The 15,797-nt window shown below is 61.4% G+C and carries 15 protein-coding genes; 12 read left to right on the top strand and 3 right to left on the bottom strand.

Going from position 1 to position 15,797, the window contains the following annotated elements:
- Positions 1-86: 86 nt before the first annotated feature.
- Together EDF71_RS05415 and EDF71_RS05410 are read right to left on the bottom strand one after the other, a co-directional pair.
- A complete protein-coding gene (locus EDF71_RS05415) occupies positions 87-806 on the bottom strand; it encodes a glycosyltransferase (protein ID WP_133855587.1) in 720 nt (239 codons plus the stop codon).
- Positions 807-831: 25 nt separating this feature from the next.
- Positions 832-1,305 (bottom strand): YhbY family RNA-binding protein, encoded by a 474-nt coding sequence (locus EDF71_RS05410; RefSeq protein ID WP_021026578.1) that lies wholly within the window; start codon positions 1,303-1,305, stop codon positions 832-834.
- Between the two features lie 32 nt (positions 1,306-1,337).
- Between EDF71_RS05410 and EDF71_RS05405 the strand changes: the two genes are divergently transcribed.
- The 6 genes from EDF71_RS05405 (at position 1,338) to EDF71_RS05380 (ending at position 8,684) form a co-directional block, all read left to right on the top strand.
- Positions 1,338-2,006 carry an RlmE family RNA methyltransferase gene (locus EDF71_RS05405; protein WP_133855586.1) on the top strand — a complete coding sequence of 223 codons (669 nt, stop codon included), beginning with the start codon at positions 1,338-1,340 and terminating at the stop codon, positions 2,004-2,006.
- Between the two features lie 189 nt (positions 2,007-2,195).
- Entirely contained in the window at positions 2,196-4,118 is a 1,923-nt protein-coding gene (gene ftsH / locus EDF71_RS05400; RefSeq protein ID WP_133855585.1) for an ATP-dependent zinc metalloprotease FtsH, read from the top strand.
- Between the two features lie 67 nt (positions 4,119-4,185).
- Positions 4,186-5,043 carry a dihydropteroate synthase gene (gene folP, locus EDF71_RS05395; RefSeq protein WP_133855584.1) on the top strand — a complete coding sequence of 286 codons (858 nt, stop codon included), beginning with the start codon at positions 4,186-4,188 and terminating at the stop codon, positions 5,041-5,043.
- A 108-nt stretch (positions 5,044-5,151) separates the two neighbouring features.
- Positions 5,152-6,486, top strand: a complete 1,335-nt coding sequence (glmM, locus tag EDF71_RS05390) for a phosphoglucosamine mutase (RefSeq protein ID WP_133855583.1) — start codon at positions 5,152-5,154, stop codon at positions 6,484-6,486.
- Positions 6,487-6,684: 198 nt separating this feature from the next.
- Positions 6,685-7,515, top strand: a complete 831-nt coding sequence (locus EDF71_RS05385; RefSeq protein WP_133855582.1) for a GNAT family N-acyltransferase — start codon at positions 6,685-6,687, stop codon at positions 7,513-7,515.
- Positions 7,516-7,709: 194 nt separating this feature from the next.
- Positions 7,710-8,684 (top strand): 2-hydroxyacid dehydrogenase, encoded by a 975-nt coding sequence (locus EDF71_RS05380; protein ID WP_133855581.1) that lies wholly within the window; start codon positions 7,710-7,712, stop codon positions 8,682-8,684.
- Between the two features lie 51 nt (positions 8,685-8,735).
- Here EDF71_RS05380 and EDF71_RS05375 read toward each other — a convergent pair whose 3' ends face one another.
- On the bottom strand, positions 8,736-10,244 hold the full coding sequence (locus tag EDF71_RS05375; protein ID WP_133855726.1) for a Ppx/GppA phosphatase family protein: 1,509 nt from the start codon (positions 10,242-10,244) through the stop codon (positions 8,736-8,738).
- A gap of 259 nt (positions 10,245-10,503) precedes the next feature.
- On the opposite strand from EDF71_RS05375, the gene pstS reads away from it, so the two are divergent.
- The 6 genes from pstS (at position 10,504) to phoB (ending at position 15,777) form a co-directional block, all read left to right on the top strand.
- Positions 10,504-11,541: a phosphate ABC transporter substrate-binding protein PstS gene (gene pstS / locus EDF71_RS05370; RefSeq protein WP_133855580.1), complete on the top strand. Its 1,038-nt coding sequence runs from the start codon at positions 10,504-10,506 to the stop codon at positions 11,539-11,541.
- A gap of 113 nt (positions 11,542-11,654) precedes the next feature.
- A complete protein-coding gene (pstC, locus tag EDF71_RS05365; RefSeq protein WP_043339725.1) occupies positions 11,655-12,626 on the top strand; it encodes a phosphate ABC transporter permease subunit PstC in 972 nt (323 codons plus the stop codon).
- The gene (pstA, locus tag EDF71_RS05360) at positions 12,623-13,504 is read left to right on the top strand and encodes a phosphate ABC transporter permease PstA (protein WP_133855579.1); all 882 of its coding nucleotides are present in this window, start codon (positions 12,623-12,625) and stop codon (positions 13,502-13,504) included. The genes pstC and pstA overlap by 4 nt, the downstream gene beginning before the upstream one ends.
- Positions 13,505-13,523: 19 nt before the next feature.
- Positions 13,524-14,315 (top strand): phosphate ABC transporter ATP-binding protein PstB, encoded by a 792-nt coding sequence (gene pstB / locus EDF71_RS05355; protein ID WP_116924179.1) that lies wholly within the window; start codon positions 13,524-13,526, stop codon positions 14,313-14,315.
- Positions 14,316-14,357: 42 nt separating this feature from the next.
- Positions 14,358-15,059, top strand: coding sequence for a phosphate signaling complex protein PhoU (gene phoU / locus EDF71_RS05350; protein WP_021026590.1), 702 nt, complete (start codon positions 14,358-14,360; stop codon positions 15,057-15,059).
- 10 nt (positions 15,060-15,069) lie between these two features.
- Complete coding sequence (gene phoB / locus EDF71_RS05345; RefSeq protein ID WP_021026591.1) at positions 15,070-15,777, top strand: phosphate regulon transcriptional regulator PhoB; 708 nt, start codon at positions 15,070-15,072, stop codon at positions 15,775-15,777.
- Positions 15,778-15,797: the final 20 nt, after the last annotated feature.

Below are 15,797 nucleotides of genomic sequence, written 5' to 3'. Positions count from 1 at the left end.
GCCTGCTGAACCAAAGCCTACGGCAGGCCACAAAAAAGGCGTTGATCTGAGAGATCAACGCCTTTGGTTTTTATGCGTAGCCTGGTTCAGCCCCAGGCCTTTTCGATCCAGCGGGCGGGCTGGATATGGTGGAAGCGCTTATTGCGCAAACCTTGCAAGGCATCGGGCGGGTTGACCTCGCCGTGGAAGATGACGATGCGCGCATCCGCGGGCGGCAGCGGCTCTTTCCAGTAGTTGCTCGGCCAGGCAGGGATGCAGTAGTACTTGAAGCTTGGGCACCAGGCGGCAGGCCAGTAATCGAGCTTGCCCTGCTGGTGCAGGAAGTGCGACAGGTATTCCTGCTCATTGCGGTACTGGGCGCGCAGTTGCTCGGTGTTGGCTCGGAAGTTGACCAGCACATCGGCATGGGCACCCAAGGTAAAGCGGTAGACCGAGGAGTTGCCGACAATGCGTTTGCCAAAGCGCCAAAAGCGCGGGTAGTCATGGATGATGCGAAATTCACCCGGCAGGGTGAAGAACTCATCCAGGCTGCCGACGATCACCACATCCAGGTCCAGGAACAGCGCCTGGCCTTGGAGGCCATACAGATCCTGCTCGAAGGTGGTGAGCTTTTTCCAGGCGCCATCGCGCTGGCCGGGGGCCAGCTGGATGTTCAGGTCCGGAATCGGGTGGCATTCCACTTCGCTGCGAATCCCTTGCGTGTCATCGGTCAGGCAGACAAAGCGAAAATCGCCACTCAGATGGCGGCGAACCATGGCGTACAGCCGATTGACATAGTCGGGGCCATATTTGGTACCCCATTTCATGCAAAGGATGTGGCGATCGGTCACACTAGCTGCCCTGCTGCTTTTTGATCGACTTTTGCTTGGGCTTGGCGCGCTTGACCTGGCCGCCGGCCGTCAGGCGCTGGTTGCCCAGGATGCGGATCTGCTTGACCTCGGGCTTTTGCCAGACGTTCTTGCTGAACTTGAGCACCTTGACTTCGCGCGGACCGGCCTTGCGGTCTTCGTCGAGCTGCTTTTCCTTCTCGGGCATCGGGCGCCACAGGACCAGCAGCTTGCCGATGTGCTGGATAGGCGCGGCATTGAGCGAGTCGGTCAGCTTCAGGAAGATGGCTTCGCGGTTGGCGCGGTCATCGGAGAAAACACGGATTTTGATCAGGCCATGGGCATTCAGGGCCAGGTCGACCTCTTTTTCGACGGCTTCGGTCAAGCCGTCACCGCCAATCAGAACCACGGGGTCAAGGTGGTGGGCTTCGGCGCGGTGCTCGCGACGTTGGGCGGGAGTAAGTTGTATTTGGGGCATAGCCCGTATTATCGGGGCTCCCGGGAGAAAACATGAAAGTAAGTACTAAAACCAAGAAGGTCAACAAGACTTGGCTCAATCAGCACATCAATGACCCCTATGTGCGGGCAGCGCAAAAAGACGGTTACCGCGCCCGTGCGGTCTACAAGCTCAAGGAAATCGATGAGCACTTCAAGCTGATCCGGCCGGGAGATGTGGTGGTCGATCTGGGCTCCACGCCGGGTGCCTGGAGCCAGTATGTGCGCCGCCGCCTCTCGCCCGATGGCGCTGCGGTGGGCGAACTCAACGGGGCCATCATCGGGCTGGACATGCTGCCGATGGAGCCGATCGAGGGCGTGGACTTCATCCTGGGCGATTTTCGCGAGCAGGAAGTGCTGGACCAGCTGGAGAGCACCTTGGCCAAGCGCCGCGTCGATGTGGTGATCTCGGACATGGCCCCCAATCTGTCAGGCGTGGAGAATGTGGATGCTGCCCGCATCGCCCACCTGATCGAGCTGGCGGTGGAATTTACCTGCCAGCACATGAAGCCCGAGGGCACCTTGGTGGTCAAGCTGTTCCATGGCAGTGGTTACTCGCAGCTGGTGGATTTGTTCAAGCAGACCTTCCAGGTGGTCAAGCCTTACAAGCCCAAGGCCTCGCGCGACAAATCCTCGGAAACCTATTTGATCGGCATCCGCCTCAAACCAGAGGCGCAGCGCTGAGCAAAAACGCCCTGACCGGGAGCAGGGATGTTTTGAAGCCGCTTAAACACTGAGACAATAGGCTTACTGAGCAATCCTGCGTGCCACCAAGGGGAAAGCGCAAGCCATTACCCTTGAAAGTCCTAAAATAGTGCATATCTGACATAGCAGATTCTGTGTCTTTCCTGATTTCCTACTACTGGAGCCCCCTTGAACAATCAGTGGTTTTCTAAGATCGCCGTATGGCTTGTCATTGCCATGGTGCTGTTCACCGTGTTCAAGCAATTGGACAACCGTTCAGGCGCCAGCGCGAACAAGATCCCGTATTCCGAGTTTTTGCAAGACGTCCGCAATGGCCGCATCAAGACCGCGACCCTGCAGGAAAGCCCTGCCGGCACGGTGATCACGGCGACCACGGGCGATGATCGCAAGCTCCAGACCACGGCGACCTACATGGACCGTGGCCTGATTGGCGACCTGATCAACAACAACGTCAAGTTTGACGTGAAGGAGCGCGAAGAAGGCTCCCTGCTGATGAGCCTGCTGATCAGCTGGGGCCCGATGCTGCTGCTGATCGGCGTCTGGGTCTACTTCATGCGCCAGATGCAAGGCGGTGGCAAGGGCGGTGCGTTCAGCTTTGGCAAGTCCAAGGCGCGCATGCTCGACGAAAACAACAACAGCGTCACCTTTGCCGATGTGGCCGGTTGCGACGAGGCCAAGGAAGAAGTCAAGGAAGTCGTCGACTTCCTGAAGGACCCCAACAAGTTCCAAAAGCTGGGCGGCCGTATCCCCCGTGGTCTGCTGCTGGTCGGCCCTCCTGGCACTGGTAAGACCCTGCTGGCCAAGTCCATTGCGGGCGAAGCCAAGGTGCCTTTCTTCTCGATCTCCGGCTCCGACTTCGTCGAAATGTTCGTTGGCGTGGGCGCTGCCCGTGTGCGCGACATGTTCGAGAACGCCAAGAAGAATGCGCCTTGCATCATCTTCATCGACGAAATCGACGCCGTCGGCCGCCAGCGTGGCGCCGGCATGGGCGGTGGCAACGATGAGCGCGAGCAGACCCTGAACCAGATGCTGGTCGAGATGGATGGTTTTGAGACCAATATGGGCGTGATCGTGGTGGCTGCCACCAACCGTCCCGACATTCTCGATGCCGCCTTGCTGCGTCCCGGCCGTTTTGACCGCCAGGTGTATGTGACCCTGCCTGATGTGCGTGGCCGCGAACAGATCCTGAACGTGCACATGCGCAAGATCCCCGTGGGCCAGGATGTGAACCCCAACATCATCGCCCGTGGCACGCCCGGCATGTCCGGTGCCGATCTGGCCAACCTCTGCAACGAGGCTGCGCTGATGGCTGCCCGCCGCAACGCACGCACCGTGGAGATGCAGGACTTTGAAAAGGCCAAGGACAAGATCTTCATGGGCCCAGAGCGCAAGTCTGCGGTGATGGACCCCGAAGAGCTGAAGAACACCGCCTACCACGAAGCCGGCCATGCGCTGATCGGCAAGCTGCTGCCCAAGTGCGATCCGGTGCACAAGGTCACCATCGTGCCGCGTGGCCGTGCGCTGGGTGTGACTTTCACCCTGCCTGAGAAGGACCGCTATGGTTACGACAAGGAATGGGCGCTGAGCCGTATCGCCATGCTGTTTGGTGGCCGGATTGCCGAAGAGGTCTTCATGAACCAGATGACCACCGGCGCATCGGACGACTTCAACAAGGCGACCCAGCTGGCGCGTGACATGGTGACCCGCTACGGCATGACCGATGCGCTGGGCCCAATGGTCTACGCTGAGCAAGAGGGCGAGCCCTTCCTGGGCCGCTCGATGAGCAAGCCCAGCAATATCAGCGAAGAGACCATGCAGAAGGTCGACGCCGAAGTGCGCCGCATCATCGACGAGCAGTACAGCCTGGCGCGTCGCCTGATCGAAGAGCACAGCGACAAGATGCATGCGATGGCCAAGGCCATGCTGGAATGGGAAACCATCGATGCCGAGCAGCTGGACGACATCATGGCTGGCAAGGCACCCCGTCCTCCGAAGGACTGGACGCCACGCAACCCACCGTCGAGCAGCAATGACGGCGGCGCAGGCGGCAGCCCCACCGTGGTGACGGAGCCTGCACACAACGCCGTCTGATCGCGATAGACAGCACCGAAAAGCGCTCTTGCCGAGCGCTTTTTTTATTTGGACAAGGACCCCTCTGATGCGCCCCTGGCAAACCACCCGCTTTCGTATTGACCTGACCCAGCCGCAGGTGATGGGCATCGTCAATGTCACGCCGGATTCGTTCTCGGACGGCGGCAGCCATGAGGGCGTCTCGGCCGCGATGATCCATGCGGAAAAGCTGCTGAGCGATGGCGCGCATATCCTGGATATTGGTGGCGAATCCACCCGCCCGGGCAGCCCGGCCGTGCCCTTGGATGAGGAACTGCGCCGCGTGCTGCCGGTGGTCAAGGCGGCCGTGGCCCTGCAGGTGCCCATCTCCGTCGATACCTACAAGCCCGAGGTGATGCAGGCCGTGCTGGATTTGGGCGCCGACATCATAAACGACATCTGGGCGCTGCGCCAGCCCGGCGCGCAGGCCGTGGTGGCCGGCCACCCGCAATGCGGCGTCTGCCTGATGCACATGCATGCCAACCCCCAGACCATGCACCAGCAGCACATGGTGGCAGAGGGCGATGTGGCGGCCGAGGTGCTGGACTTTTTGCAGACCCAGACGCGAAGCCTGGAGACGCTGGGCGTGCAGACCGAGCGCATCGTCTGGGATGCCGGCACCGGCTTTGGCAAAAGCCTGTGCCAGAACTTTGCGCTACTGCAGCAGCAACCGCGCCTGGCAGCGGCCGGCTACCCGCTGCTGGCGGGCTGGTCGCGCAAGGGATCGCTGGGCAAGGTGACGGGGCGCGTGGTGGGCGAGCGCATGCCCGCCAGCATTGCAGCGGCGCTGCTGTCGGTCGAGCATGGTGCGGCCATTGTGCGCGTGCATGATGTGCGCGAAACCTGCGATGCACTGGCCGTGCTGCAGGCCATGCGCGCACCGCAAACTTTGGATACGCAGGGCTGACGCGGTTTGCGGCTGGCATAGTGGGTCTGGCGCTACACTGCTATGGCGCCAGGCACCGCCGATGGCGCGTTTTGGCTCTCTCCCTGGCCCCTAACAACAAAGAACACTATGGCACGACAGTATTTTGGAACCGATGGCATCCGTGGCACGGTAGGCAAGCCACCGATCACCCCTGACTTTGTGCTGCGCCTGGGCCATGCCGTGGGCCGGGTGCTGCGCCGCGAGCAGGAAAGCCCGACGGTGCTGATCGGCAAGGACACGCGCATCTCGGGCTATATGCTTGAAAGCGCGCTGGAGTCGGGCCTCAACTCTGCCGGCGTCGATGTGGTGCTGCTGGGCCCCTTGCCGACCCCGGGCGTGGCCTACCTGACGCGCGCCCAGCGTGCCAGCCTGGGTGTGGTCATCAGTGCCAGCCACAACCCCTTTGACGACAACGGCATCAAGTTCTTCAGCGCCGAGGGCGCCAAGCTGCCCGACAGTTGGGAAGAGTCGGTGGAAGCGGCGCTGATGGAGGGCTTTGACTGGGTGCCATCCGATGCCCTGGGCAAGGCCCGCCGCTTGGATGATGCGCCTGGCCGCTATATCGAGTTCTGCAAGAGCACCTTTGACCATCGGCTGACCCTGCGCGGCCTCAAGATCGTCGTCGATGCGGCGCATGGCGCGGCCTACCATATTGCGCCCAAGGTGTTCCATGAGCTGGGCGCCGAGGTCATCACCATTGGCTGCAACCCCGATGGCCTCAACATCAACCAGGATGTGGGTGCCACCCACCCCGATGCGCTGGTGCGCTCGGTACGCTCCAATGGCGCCGATCTGGGTGTGGCGCTTGATGGCGATGCCGATCGGCTGCAGCTGGTCGATGCCAAGGGCCGGCTCTACAACGGTGATGAGCTGCTCTACCTGATGGCCATGGACCGCCTGCGCCGGGGCAAGAAAGTGCCGGGTGTCGTGGGCACCTTGATGACCAACCTGGCGGTGGAAACCGCCCTGCAAAAGCAGGGCGTGGAGCTGGTGCGTGCCAAGGTGGGTGACCGCTATGTGCTCGAAGAGCTGCAGCGCCGCAACTGGGTGCTGGGTGGAGAAAGCTCAGGCCACCTGCTGGCGCTGGACAAGCACACGACGGGCGATGGGCTGGTGAGCGCCCTGCAGGTGCTGCAGGCCTGCGTGAGCCGCAACCAGAGTGTGGCCGAGCAGCTCGATGGTGTGGAGCTCTGCCCGCAGGTGCTGCTCAATGTGCGGCTGCAGCCCGGCCAGGACTGGCGCAACAACAGCCAGCTGTTCGAGCTGGAGCGCAGCATCACCGAAGACTTTGCCGGCCAGGGCCGGGTGCTGATCCGCGCCAGTGGCACCGAGCCGCTGCTGCGGGTGATGGTCGAGGCCTTTGATGCTGCCCAGGCCAGCCGCTGTGCCGAGCAATTGGCCGAGGTGGCTCGCCAGTCCTAGTGTGTAGCCGAGTGTAAGCAGGAGCTTAGTCGCTGTTGTTGTAGGAGTGCACCTTCATGTAACTGTCATGTTTTGCACATGGCACTGTCATCTGCGGACAGGACACTGAAAGCGCTCTGTATCAGCCCGTCGAGCAGCCGGGGCCGCACGGCGGTCTGGCTCCACACAAGGGCGGCAGGGCGCTACAGGAGCTCTGCCATGCACAACAAACACAGCTTTTTCAGCGCATCCGAGACCGCCATTGTCACGCCCTCGGCGCCGAAACCGCAGGCCAGCCTGCCTGCACCCGCCGCAGCGGTCAACCCGCTGGACATCGAGGTCTCCTGGGCCTGCCACCTCGACGAGGTGCGCGAAGCCCAGCGCCTGCGCCACCAGATTTTTGCCGGTGAAATGGGCGCCCAGCTGCAAACCAGCCTGGAAGGCCATGATGTCGACGGCTTTGATGACTACTGCGAGCACCTGCTGGTGCGCCAGGGCCAGAGCAAGCAGGTGATCGGTACCTACCGCCTGCTGACCCCCGCCCAGGCGCTGCGCGCCGGCCGCACCTATTCTGACGGAGAGTTTGACCTGAGCGCCATTGATGCATTGCGCCCGCGCATGGTTGAGCTGGGCCGCAGCTGCGTGCATCCGGACTACCGCCAGGGCGGCGTGATCATGGCGCTGTGGGGCGCGCTGGCCAGCTTCATGCTGCGCAACAAGCTCGATGTGATGATGGGCTGCGCCAGCATCCCCATGTGGCACAACGGCATTGTCAGTGGCGATGCCGCTGCCAGCATCTGGCGCCAGCTGCTGGCCAAGGGCCAGATCTCCAAGGAGTACAGCGTGGTGCCGCACCTGCCGCTGCCGCTGGAGCAGCTGAATGACCAGGTGGATGTGGAGCCACCGGCGCTGATCAAGGGCTATCTGCGCGTCGGCACCGAAGTGATCGGTGCACCGGCCTGGGATCCGGACTTCAACACCGCCGATCTGCCGATGCTGATGCAGCTGGACCGCCTGCCGCCACGCTACCGCAAGCATTTTCTGGGTTGATGGCGCAAGCCGCTTGCGGGCGCCCAGCGTCCCCACCAAAGGACGCTCGGCGCAAGTGACGGTTCACCTCTCGGGCCCATTCCAAGGCGGCAACGTAGGCATACAGAATCGATTCATATAGGCCTAGTGGAAAGTCCTCATAATCAAAACACTGCTTGTGCTACAGGCAGTGTTTTTTGCTATCCAAAGGACTTATGGTGAGCTCTCTCTCGCAATCCCCACAACCGCCGATTACCCTGCTGGTGTTCAACCCGATGGCCGAGCCGCTGCTCGACCAGATTCGTGCGCATGCGCAGCTGGTGTATGCGCCAACGCCCGAGCTGCGTGCCGCTGCCGTGGCCTCGCACGGCGCCCAGGCGCAGGCCGTGTTGACCATTGGCTCGATCGGCCTCACGGCCGAGGAAATCGCCCAGATGCCACAGCTGCGCCTGGCTTGCACCTTGGGTGCCGGCTACGAAGGGCTGGCGCTGGATGCCCTGCGCGCGCGTGGCATTGTGCTGGCGACCGGCGCGGGCACCAATGACACCAGCGTGGCCGACCACAGCTTTGGCCTGATCCTGGCGTCCATGCGCAACTTCCGCACCCTGGACCAGCAGGCCCGTGCCGGTGTGGACCGCTACAGCCTGGCCCATCCGCCTAGCGTGTCGGGCAAGAAGCTCGGGATTCTGGGCATGGGCCATATCGGCCTGAAGATCGCCAAGCGTGCCGAAGGTTTTGACATGTCCGTGGGCTACCACAACCGCCAGCCCAAGGCGGGTGTGGCCCACCGCTACTTCGATTCGCTGCATGCGCTGGCCAGCTGGGCGGATATCCTCGTCTGCGCGACGCCAGGCGGTCCGGGCACCAAGCACCTGGTCAATGCCGAGATTCTGCAGGCGCTGGGCCCCCAGGGCTACCTGATCAATATCGCACGTGGCTCGGTGGTGGATACGCTGGCGCTGGCTGCTGCCTTGAAGGACGGCAGCATCGCTGGCGCCGGCATCGATGTGTATGAGAGCGAGCCGCATCGCCCTGAACCGCTGATCGACCTGCCCAACATTCTCATCACGCCCCATGTGGCTGGCTGGTCGCCAGAAGCGACCGAGGCGAGCCTGGCGCAGTTCATTGGCAACCTGACGGGCGTGTTCTCCGGCAAGGGTGCCGTGGCGCCGGTGGATCTGGGCGCTTAAAGGCGCAGAAAGAAACACCCAGGCCGTCAGCGGTCTGGGTGTGTAGTGCCTTTATTTGGCGGCGATGCTCAGCGCCTGCTTGAACTGGAAGGGCCAGGGCGTCTTCTGCCAGGCCAGCATTTCCTCTTCCAGCAGGTAGGCCGATTGCGGAAACTGCTCGGCCCAGCCCGGTGCGACCTTGAGCGACCATTTCTCGGTCTTGTCGCGCAGGCAGATCTGGTCCAGTGCAGGATCGCGACGCGCATGGCAGAGCAGGTTGGCCAGGCGCAGGCAGAGCAGCTCCAGCGCAAAGTCACGGTCCTGCAAGAAGTCTTCCACCTTGCGCAGCTTGCCGCGCTGCGCCAGCACCAGGGCCGCCAGGTGGGACAGCTCCGTTTGGGTAAAGCCTGGCACATCGCTGTGGCCCAGCACATAGGCACCGTGGTGGTGGTGGTCGGTGTGGGAGATGAGGCAGCCAATCTCATGGAGCTGGCTGGCCCAGTCCAGCATCGAGGACTGCAGCGCGGCAGGCTCGGTGACACCCGCATAGCGGCGTGCCTGCTCGTACAGGGTGGCCGCCGTGCGCTGCACGCGGCCTGCCTGCGTGCGGTCTACCTGGTAGCGTTCCTTGAGGGCGGCAATCGTGCGGTGGCGGATATCGCTGAATTCCTCGTGCTGCACCATGTCGCGCAGCAGGCCTTGGCGTAGCGCACCGCTGGCAATGCGCAGCTCCTTGATCTGCAGCAGGTCAAACACCGCGCAGAGCACGGTCACGCCGCCACCAATCACCGCGCGGCGCTCTTCCTTCAGGCCTTCAAGCCGCAGCTGGCTGGCGTTGCCAGCGGCCAGCAATTGGTCGCAGAGCCAGTAGAGCTGTTCGCGGGTCACCACATCGGGCTGGCCGCCATGCAAGGCCAGCACATCGGCAATCGCGTTGGCCGTGCCCGAGGTGCCATAGGCATAATCCCAGCTGCCGGGCACAAAATGGTGGGCCGCTTCTTCGATCACCGCCTGGGCGGCGATCTGGGCCGTTTTCAGCGCGGATTTGCTGAATTCACCCTGGGGAAAATAGCGCAAGGACCATGCCACGCTGCCGACCGGGAAGGAGGCCACGCGCTGCGAGGTGTAGCGCTGGCCCAGGATCAGTTCGGTGGAGCGGCCGCCGATATCGACCACCAGACGGCGTTCGTCCGATGGGGGCAGCGAGTGGGCGGCGCCCTGGTAGATCAGGCGCGCTTCTTCGGGGCCGGAGATGATGCTGATCGGGTAGCCCAAAATCTGGTTGGCGCGCTGGATGAAGACATCGCTGTTGCGCGCCTCGCGCAGGGTTTGGGTGGCAACAGCACGCACATGGGCGGCAGGAAAGCCCTTCAGGCGCTCAGCAAAGCGTGCCAGGCAGTCCCAGCCGCGCTGCATGGCCTCGGTGGTCAGCAGGCCTTGCTCATCGAGGCCGGCGCCCTGGCGCACCATCTCCTTGAAATATTGCACGCGTTCAATATGGCCAGCGGCATAGCGGCCAACTTCCAGGCGGAAACTATTGGATCCCAGATCCACCGCGGCAAGCAAGGTGCCATCAAGCATAAGTGTCGTCATCTATCGGTTCTGCAGTCTAGGCAGGCAGCATAGCACCTGACTCTCCAGGTGATCCCGCTATACAGCGGCATGCTGACAAAACTTTAAAAGTAAGTCTTTCGCATGAATCTAATATGACAATATTGTGCGGTGTTGTTGTGTGACATCGACCCCCGTACGAGGCAAATATGATGAAAAATGTCATATCAATGTCATATACATTTTTTACAGTTCACTCCATTGCGTTTCATCACCAACAGGAGTTTTCATGAAAGTGTCCGCGATTCGAGTGCTGGTTGCTGGTCTGGTTGCCGCCGGTGCGTTTGCCCAGGTTCACGCCGAAGAGGCTACCGGTGCCGGTGCAAGCTTCCCAGCTCCACTGTATTCCAAGTGGGCTGCTGACTACAACAAGGCGACTGGCGTCAAGATCAACTACCAATCCGTGGGTTCCAGCGCCGGTATCAAGCAAATCGATGCCAAGACCGTGGACTTCGGTGCCTCCGACATGCCTTTGAAGGACGAAGAGCTGGCACAAAAGGGTCTGGTGCAGTTCCCCACCGTGATCGGCGGCATTGTGCCCGTGGTCAACATCAAGGGCATCACCCCCGGTCAACTCAAGCTCAACGGCCAAGTGCTGGGCGACATCTACCTGGGCAAGATCACCAAGTGGAATGACCCAGCCATCACCAAGCTGAACCCAGGCGTGGCTCTGCCAGACGCCACCATCGCTCCCGTGCGCCGCGCTGACGGCTCGGGCACGACCTTCGGCTTCACCAACTACCTGTCCAAGGTCAACACCGAGTGGAAGGACAAAGTGGGTGAAGGCGCTGCTGTGAACTGGCCTACCGGTGCAGGTGGCAAGGGCAACGAAGGCGTGGCCGCTTATGTGGGTCGCCTGCCTAACTCCATCGGCTACGTGGAATACGCCTACGTCAAGCAAAACAAGATGGTGTTCGCCCAGCTGCAAAACGCCGATGGCAACTTTGTCAGCCCAGAAAGCGCCAACTTCAAGGCTGCTGCTGCCGGTGCCGACTGGAACAAGAGCTTCTACCAGATCCTGAACAACCAGCCTGGCAAGGATGCATGGCCAATCACCTCGGCTACCTTCATCCTGATGCGCAAGCTGCAGGAAAAGCCAGCCCAAGGCACCACCTCGCTGAAGTTCTTCGAGTGGGCTTACACCTCCGGTGACGGCACTGCTGACGGCCTGGACTACGTGCCAATGCCTGCCAGCGTCAAGGACATCATCTACAAGTCCTGGGGCGAGATCAAGGACGGCAGCGGCAAGGCTGTGTTCGCCAAGTAAGTCGAAAAATGATGGGCCGCTCGGGTAGCGGCCCTTTTCCACACTGAATGGAATCAAACGTGTCGACATCCTTTCCTGTTCAAAACAAAACGGTTGCCGCCGGCAAAGCGCAGATGCAATCCAGCCAACCGCCAACGCGCAAGCCTTGGCTCTCCAACTCCGTCGCTGACGGCTTTTTTGCGTTCCTGGCCCGCGGTGCTGCGGTGCTGACGCTGGCCCTGCTGTTGGCCATCATGGGCTCGCTGATCGTCGGCGCCTGGCCCGCCATCCGTGAATACGGCATCGGATTTTTCTTCAACAGCGAATGGGATCCCGTCCAGAACCGTTACGGCGGTCTGGTGATGATTTATGGCACCTTGGCCACCTCGTTCATCGCCATGTTGATTGCAGTGCCTGTCAGCTTTGGCATCGCGCTGTTCCTGACCGAACTCTCGCCCGTCTGGCTCAAGCGCCCGCTGGGTACCGCCGTGGAACTGCTCGCTGCCGTGCCGTCCATCGTTTACGGTATGTGGGGTTTGATGGTCTTTGGCCCCTTGCTGGCCACCTATGTGCAGCAACCGCTGCAGAACCTGTTTCAAGGCGTTCCTTACATGGAAGCCTTCTTCTCCGGCCCTCCCGTCGGTATCGGTATTTTCTCGGCCGGCGTGATCCTGGCCATCATGGTGATCCCCTTCATCGCATCGGTGATGCGTGATGTGTTTGAAGTCACCCCCGCGCTGCTCAAGGAATCGGCCTATGGCCTGGGTTCCACCACCTGGGAAGTGATGTGGAAAGTGGTGCTGCCTTACACCAAGACTGGTGTCTTCGGTGGCGTGATGCTGGGCCTGGGCCGCGCACTGGGCGAGACCATGGCCGTCACCTTCGTGATCGGTAACATGAACCAGCTCAACTCGCTGTCCATCTTTGAAGCCGCCAACAGCATTACCTCGGCGCTGGCCAATGAGTTCGCCGAAGCCGGCGAAGGCCTGCACCAGGCATCGCTGATCTACCTGGGTCTGGCGCTGTTTTTCATCACGTTCATCGTCCTGGCCTGCTCCAAATTTATGCTGAGCCGCCTGCAAAAGAATGAAGGAGCCCGTTCATGACCACGGGAGAAAGCTTGATCCAAGCATCCAATCTGGCCAGCCAGCGTGCTGCCAAGTACCGTGCACGCAACCGCGTCAACCAGGTCGCGATTGCCCTGTCCCTCGGAGCCATGGCCTTCGGCGTGTTCTGGCTGATCTGGATTCTGTGGGAAACCCTGCGCCTGGGCGTGGGCGGTCTGAGCGTGGCCCTGGTCACCCAGATGACCCCGGCACCCAATGAAATCGGCGGTATCGCCAACGCCATCTGGGGCTCGCTGGTGATGGTGACCCTGGCCACCTTCGTGGGCACGCCCATTGGTGTGATGGCCGGTATCTACCTGGCTGAGTACAACAAGACCGGCTGGCTCGCTTCGGTGACCCGCTTCGTCAACGACATTCTGCTGTCGGCCCCGTCGATCGTGATCGGTCTGTTCGTCTACTCGATGATCGTGATCCGCTTCAAGAGCTTCTCGGGCTATGCCGGTGTGATTGCGCTGGCGCTGATCGTGATTCCCGTGGTCATCCGTACCACCGAGAACATGCTGATCCTGGTGCCATCGAGCCTGCGTGAAGCTGCCTACGCGCTGGGTACGCCCAAGTGGAAGGTCATCAGCATGGTGACCCTGCGTGCCGCCCGTGCGGGTGTGGTGACCGGTGTGCTGCTGGCTGTGGCCCGTATCGCTGGCGAAACCGCTCCTCTGCTGTTCACCGCACTGAACAACCAGTTCTGGAACACCGACTTGTCCAAGCCGATGGCGAGCCTGCCGGTCACCATCTTCAAGTTTGCGATGAGCCCTTATGAAAACTGGCAGCAACTGGCCTGGGCAGGTGTCTTCCTGATCACGCTGGCCGTGCTGGGTCTGAACATTCTTGCGCGCAGCATGGCGCGCCAAAAATAAGTATTCACAGGTGAACCCTATGTTGACAAAAACCAATGCGGCTAACGCCAGTGCACTGAACTCCAAGATCTCGGTGCGTGACCTGAACTTCTACTACGGCAAGTTCCACGCGCTCAAGAACATCAACCTGGAAATCCCGGAAAACAAGGTCACCGCCTTCATCGGCCCCTCGGGCTGCGGCAAGTCGACCCTGCTGCGCACCTTCAACCGCATGTACGAGCTCTATCCCGAGCAGCGCGCTGAAGGCCATATCGGTCTGGACGGTGAAAACCTGCTGACCAGCAAGCAAGACGTGGCGCTGATCCGTGCCAAGGTCGGCATGGTCTTCCAAAAGCCCACGCCGTTCCCGATGTCCATCTACGACAACATCGCCTTTGGCGTGAAGCTGTTCGAAGACCTGAGCAAGAGCGACATGGAAGAGCGCGTGGAATGGGCGCTGCGCAAGGCTGCGCTGTGGACCGAAGTCAAGGACAAGCTGGGCCAGAGCGGCTCGGGCCTCTCCGGCGGTCAGCAGCAACGTCTGTGCATTGCCCGCGGTATCGCGATCAAGCCCGAAGTGCTGCTGCTCGACGAGCCATGCTCGGCGCTGGACCCTATCTCCACGGCCAAGATCGAAGAGCTGATCGCCGAGCTGAAGGACGACTACACCGTGGTGATCGTGACCCACAACATGCAGCAGGCCGCCCGCTGCAGCGACTTCACCGCCTACATGTACCTGGGCAGCCTGATGGAGTTCGGTGCCACCGAGCAGATGTTCTTCAAGCCCCAGCGCAAAGAGACCGAAGACTACATCACCGGTCGTTTCGGCTAAGCCGCGCGGTCACGCCAATCACTACAACGAAAAGAGCCTGATATGACAGAAAAACATCTCTCATCGCAGTTCGACAGCGAGCTCAACAGCATCTCCTCGCGGGTGATGGAACTGGGCGGTCTGGTCGAGTCCCAGATCCAGCAGGCCATCTACGCGCTGTCGCAGTTCAGCACCGAGGCCGTCGAGCGTGTCGAGGAGCAGGAAAAGCGCGTCAACCAGCTGGAAGTGGACATCGACTACGAACTGTCGACCATCATTGCCCGTCGCCAGCCCACGGCCCGCGATCTGCGCCTGTTGATCGCATTCTCCAAGGCCACGGCCAATCTGGAGCGCATGGGTGACGAGGCCCACAAGATGGCCCGCATGGTCGGCTCCATCATCGACAGCGGCGCAGCGCGCTCGCTGCCTACCTCTGACCTGCGTGTGGCCGCCGAGCTGGCCTCGGGCCTGCTGCGCAAGACCCTGGACGCCTTTGCCCGCCTGGACACCACGGCTGCCGTGTCGATCCTCAAGGAAGACGACCTGATCGATGCCGAGTTCGACGGTTTTGTGCGCAAGCTGATCACCTACATGATGGAAGATCCCCGCAAGATCTCGCCCAGCCTGGACCTGCTGTTCCTGGCCAAGGCCATCGAGCGCATTGGTGACCACTCCAAGAACGTTGCCGAACTCATCATTTACCTGGTCAAGGGTATCGATGTGCGCCACACCACCATGCAAGAAATTGAATCGAGTGTTTTGTAAAGCCTGAGTTATGAAAAAACTGCCACGCGTTCTCATTGTCGAAGACGAGCCCGCGATTGCCGAGCTGATCGCGGTGAACCTGCGACACAACGGCTGCCTGCCGATCTGGGCAGAGGATGGTGATGCCGCACAGCGTGAATTGGACGCCGTGCTGCCGGATGTGATCTTGCTGGACTGGATGCTGCCGGGCCAAAGCGGCCTGTCGCTGGCGCGCAAATGGCGTGCCGATGCCCGCGTCAAGGGCATTCCCATCATCATGCTGACGGCCCGCGGCGACGAGCCCGACAAGATCGCCGGTTTGGATGCCGGTGCCGATGACTACATCACCAAGCCTTTCTCCACCCAGGAACTGCTGGCCCGCATCCGTGCGGTGCTGCGTCGGCGCATTCCCGAGCAGGTCAACGACAGTGTGACAATTGGCGAGTTGGTTCTGGACGCGGCCACGCACCGCGTGACCTTCCAGGGTGAGTTGCTCAAGCTCGGTCCCACCGAGTTCAAGCTGCTGCACTTTTTGATGAAGCATGCCGAGCGTGTCCACTCGCGCTCGCAACTGCTGGACAAGGTCTGGGGTGACCATGTGTTCATCGAAGAGCGCACCGTGGACGTCCATGTCAAGCGTCTGCGCGAGGCCTTGGGTGCTGCCAATGTGATGGTGGAGACCGTGCGTGGTGCCGGCTACCGCATCACCGGTCAGCCCCAGGCTTTGCAGCGCGCTTAGCCTTGCACCGTGCCCCGGAT

Source organism: Comamonas sp. JUb58 (assembly GCF_004364775.1).
Taxonomy (GTDB): Bacteria; Pseudomonadota; Gammaproteobacteria; order Burkholderiales; family Burkholderiaceae_C; genus Comamonas.
The sequence above is the reverse complement of the archived record's forward strand: the minus strand, read 5'-3'. Positions and strand labels throughout refer to the sequence as shown.

Excerpts from the sequence above, each read along its gene's own strand:
- EDF71_RS05375 (WP_133855726.1), bottom strand. The coding sequence starts at position 10,244 with ATGCTTGATGGCACCTTGCTTGCCGCGGTGGATCTGGGATCCAATAGT.
- glmM (WP_133855583.1), top strand. The coding sequence starts at position 5,152 with ATGGCACGACAGTATTTTGGAACCGATGGCATCCGTGGCACGGTAGGC.
- EDF71_RS05410 (WP_021026578.1), bottom strand. The coding sequence starts at position 1,305 with ATGCCCCAAATACAACTTACTCCCGCCCAACGTCGCGAGCACCGCGCC.
- folP (WP_133855584.1), top strand. The coding sequence starts at position 4,186 with ATGCGCCCCTGGCAAACCACCCGCTTTCGTATTGACCTGACCCAGCCG.
- EDF71_RS05385 (WP_133855582.1), top strand. The coding sequence starts at position 6,685 with ATGCACAACAAACACAGCTTTTTCAGCGCATCCGAGACCGCCATTGTC.
- pstA (WP_133855579.1), top strand. The coding sequence starts at position 12,623 with ATGACCACGGGAGAAAGCTTGATCCAAGCATCCAATCTGGCCAGCCAG.
- phoB (WP_021026591.1), top strand. The coding sequence starts at position 15,070 with ATGAAAAAACTGCCACGCGTTCTCATTGTCGAAGACGAGCCCGCGATT.
- EDF71_RS05415 (WP_133855587.1), bottom strand. The coding sequence starts at position 806 with ATGAAATGGGGTACCAAATATGGCCCCGACTATGTCAATCGGCTGTAC.
- pstC (WP_043339725.1), top strand. The coding sequence starts at position 11,655 with ATGCAATCCAGCCAACCGCCAACGCGCAAGCCTTGGCTCTCCAACTCC.
- phoU (WP_021026590.1), top strand. The coding sequence starts at position 14,358 with ATGACAGAAAAACATCTCTCATCGCAGTTCGACAGCGAGCTCAACAGC.
- pstS (WP_133855580.1), top strand. The coding sequence starts at position 10,504 with ATGAAAGTGTCCGCGATTCGAGTGCTGGTTGCTGGTCTGGTTGCCGCC.
- EDF71_RS05380 (WP_133855581.1), top strand. The coding sequence starts at position 7,710 with ATGGTGAGCTCTCTCTCGCAATCCCCACAACCGCCGATTACCCTGCTG.
- pstB (WP_116924179.1), top strand. The coding sequence starts at position 13,524 with ATGTTGACAAAAACCAATGCGGCTAACGCCAGTGCACTGAACTCCAAG.
- EDF71_RS05405 (WP_133855586.1), top strand. The coding sequence starts at position 1,338 with ATGAAAGTAAGTACTAAAACCAAGAAGGTCAACAAGACTTGGCTCAAT.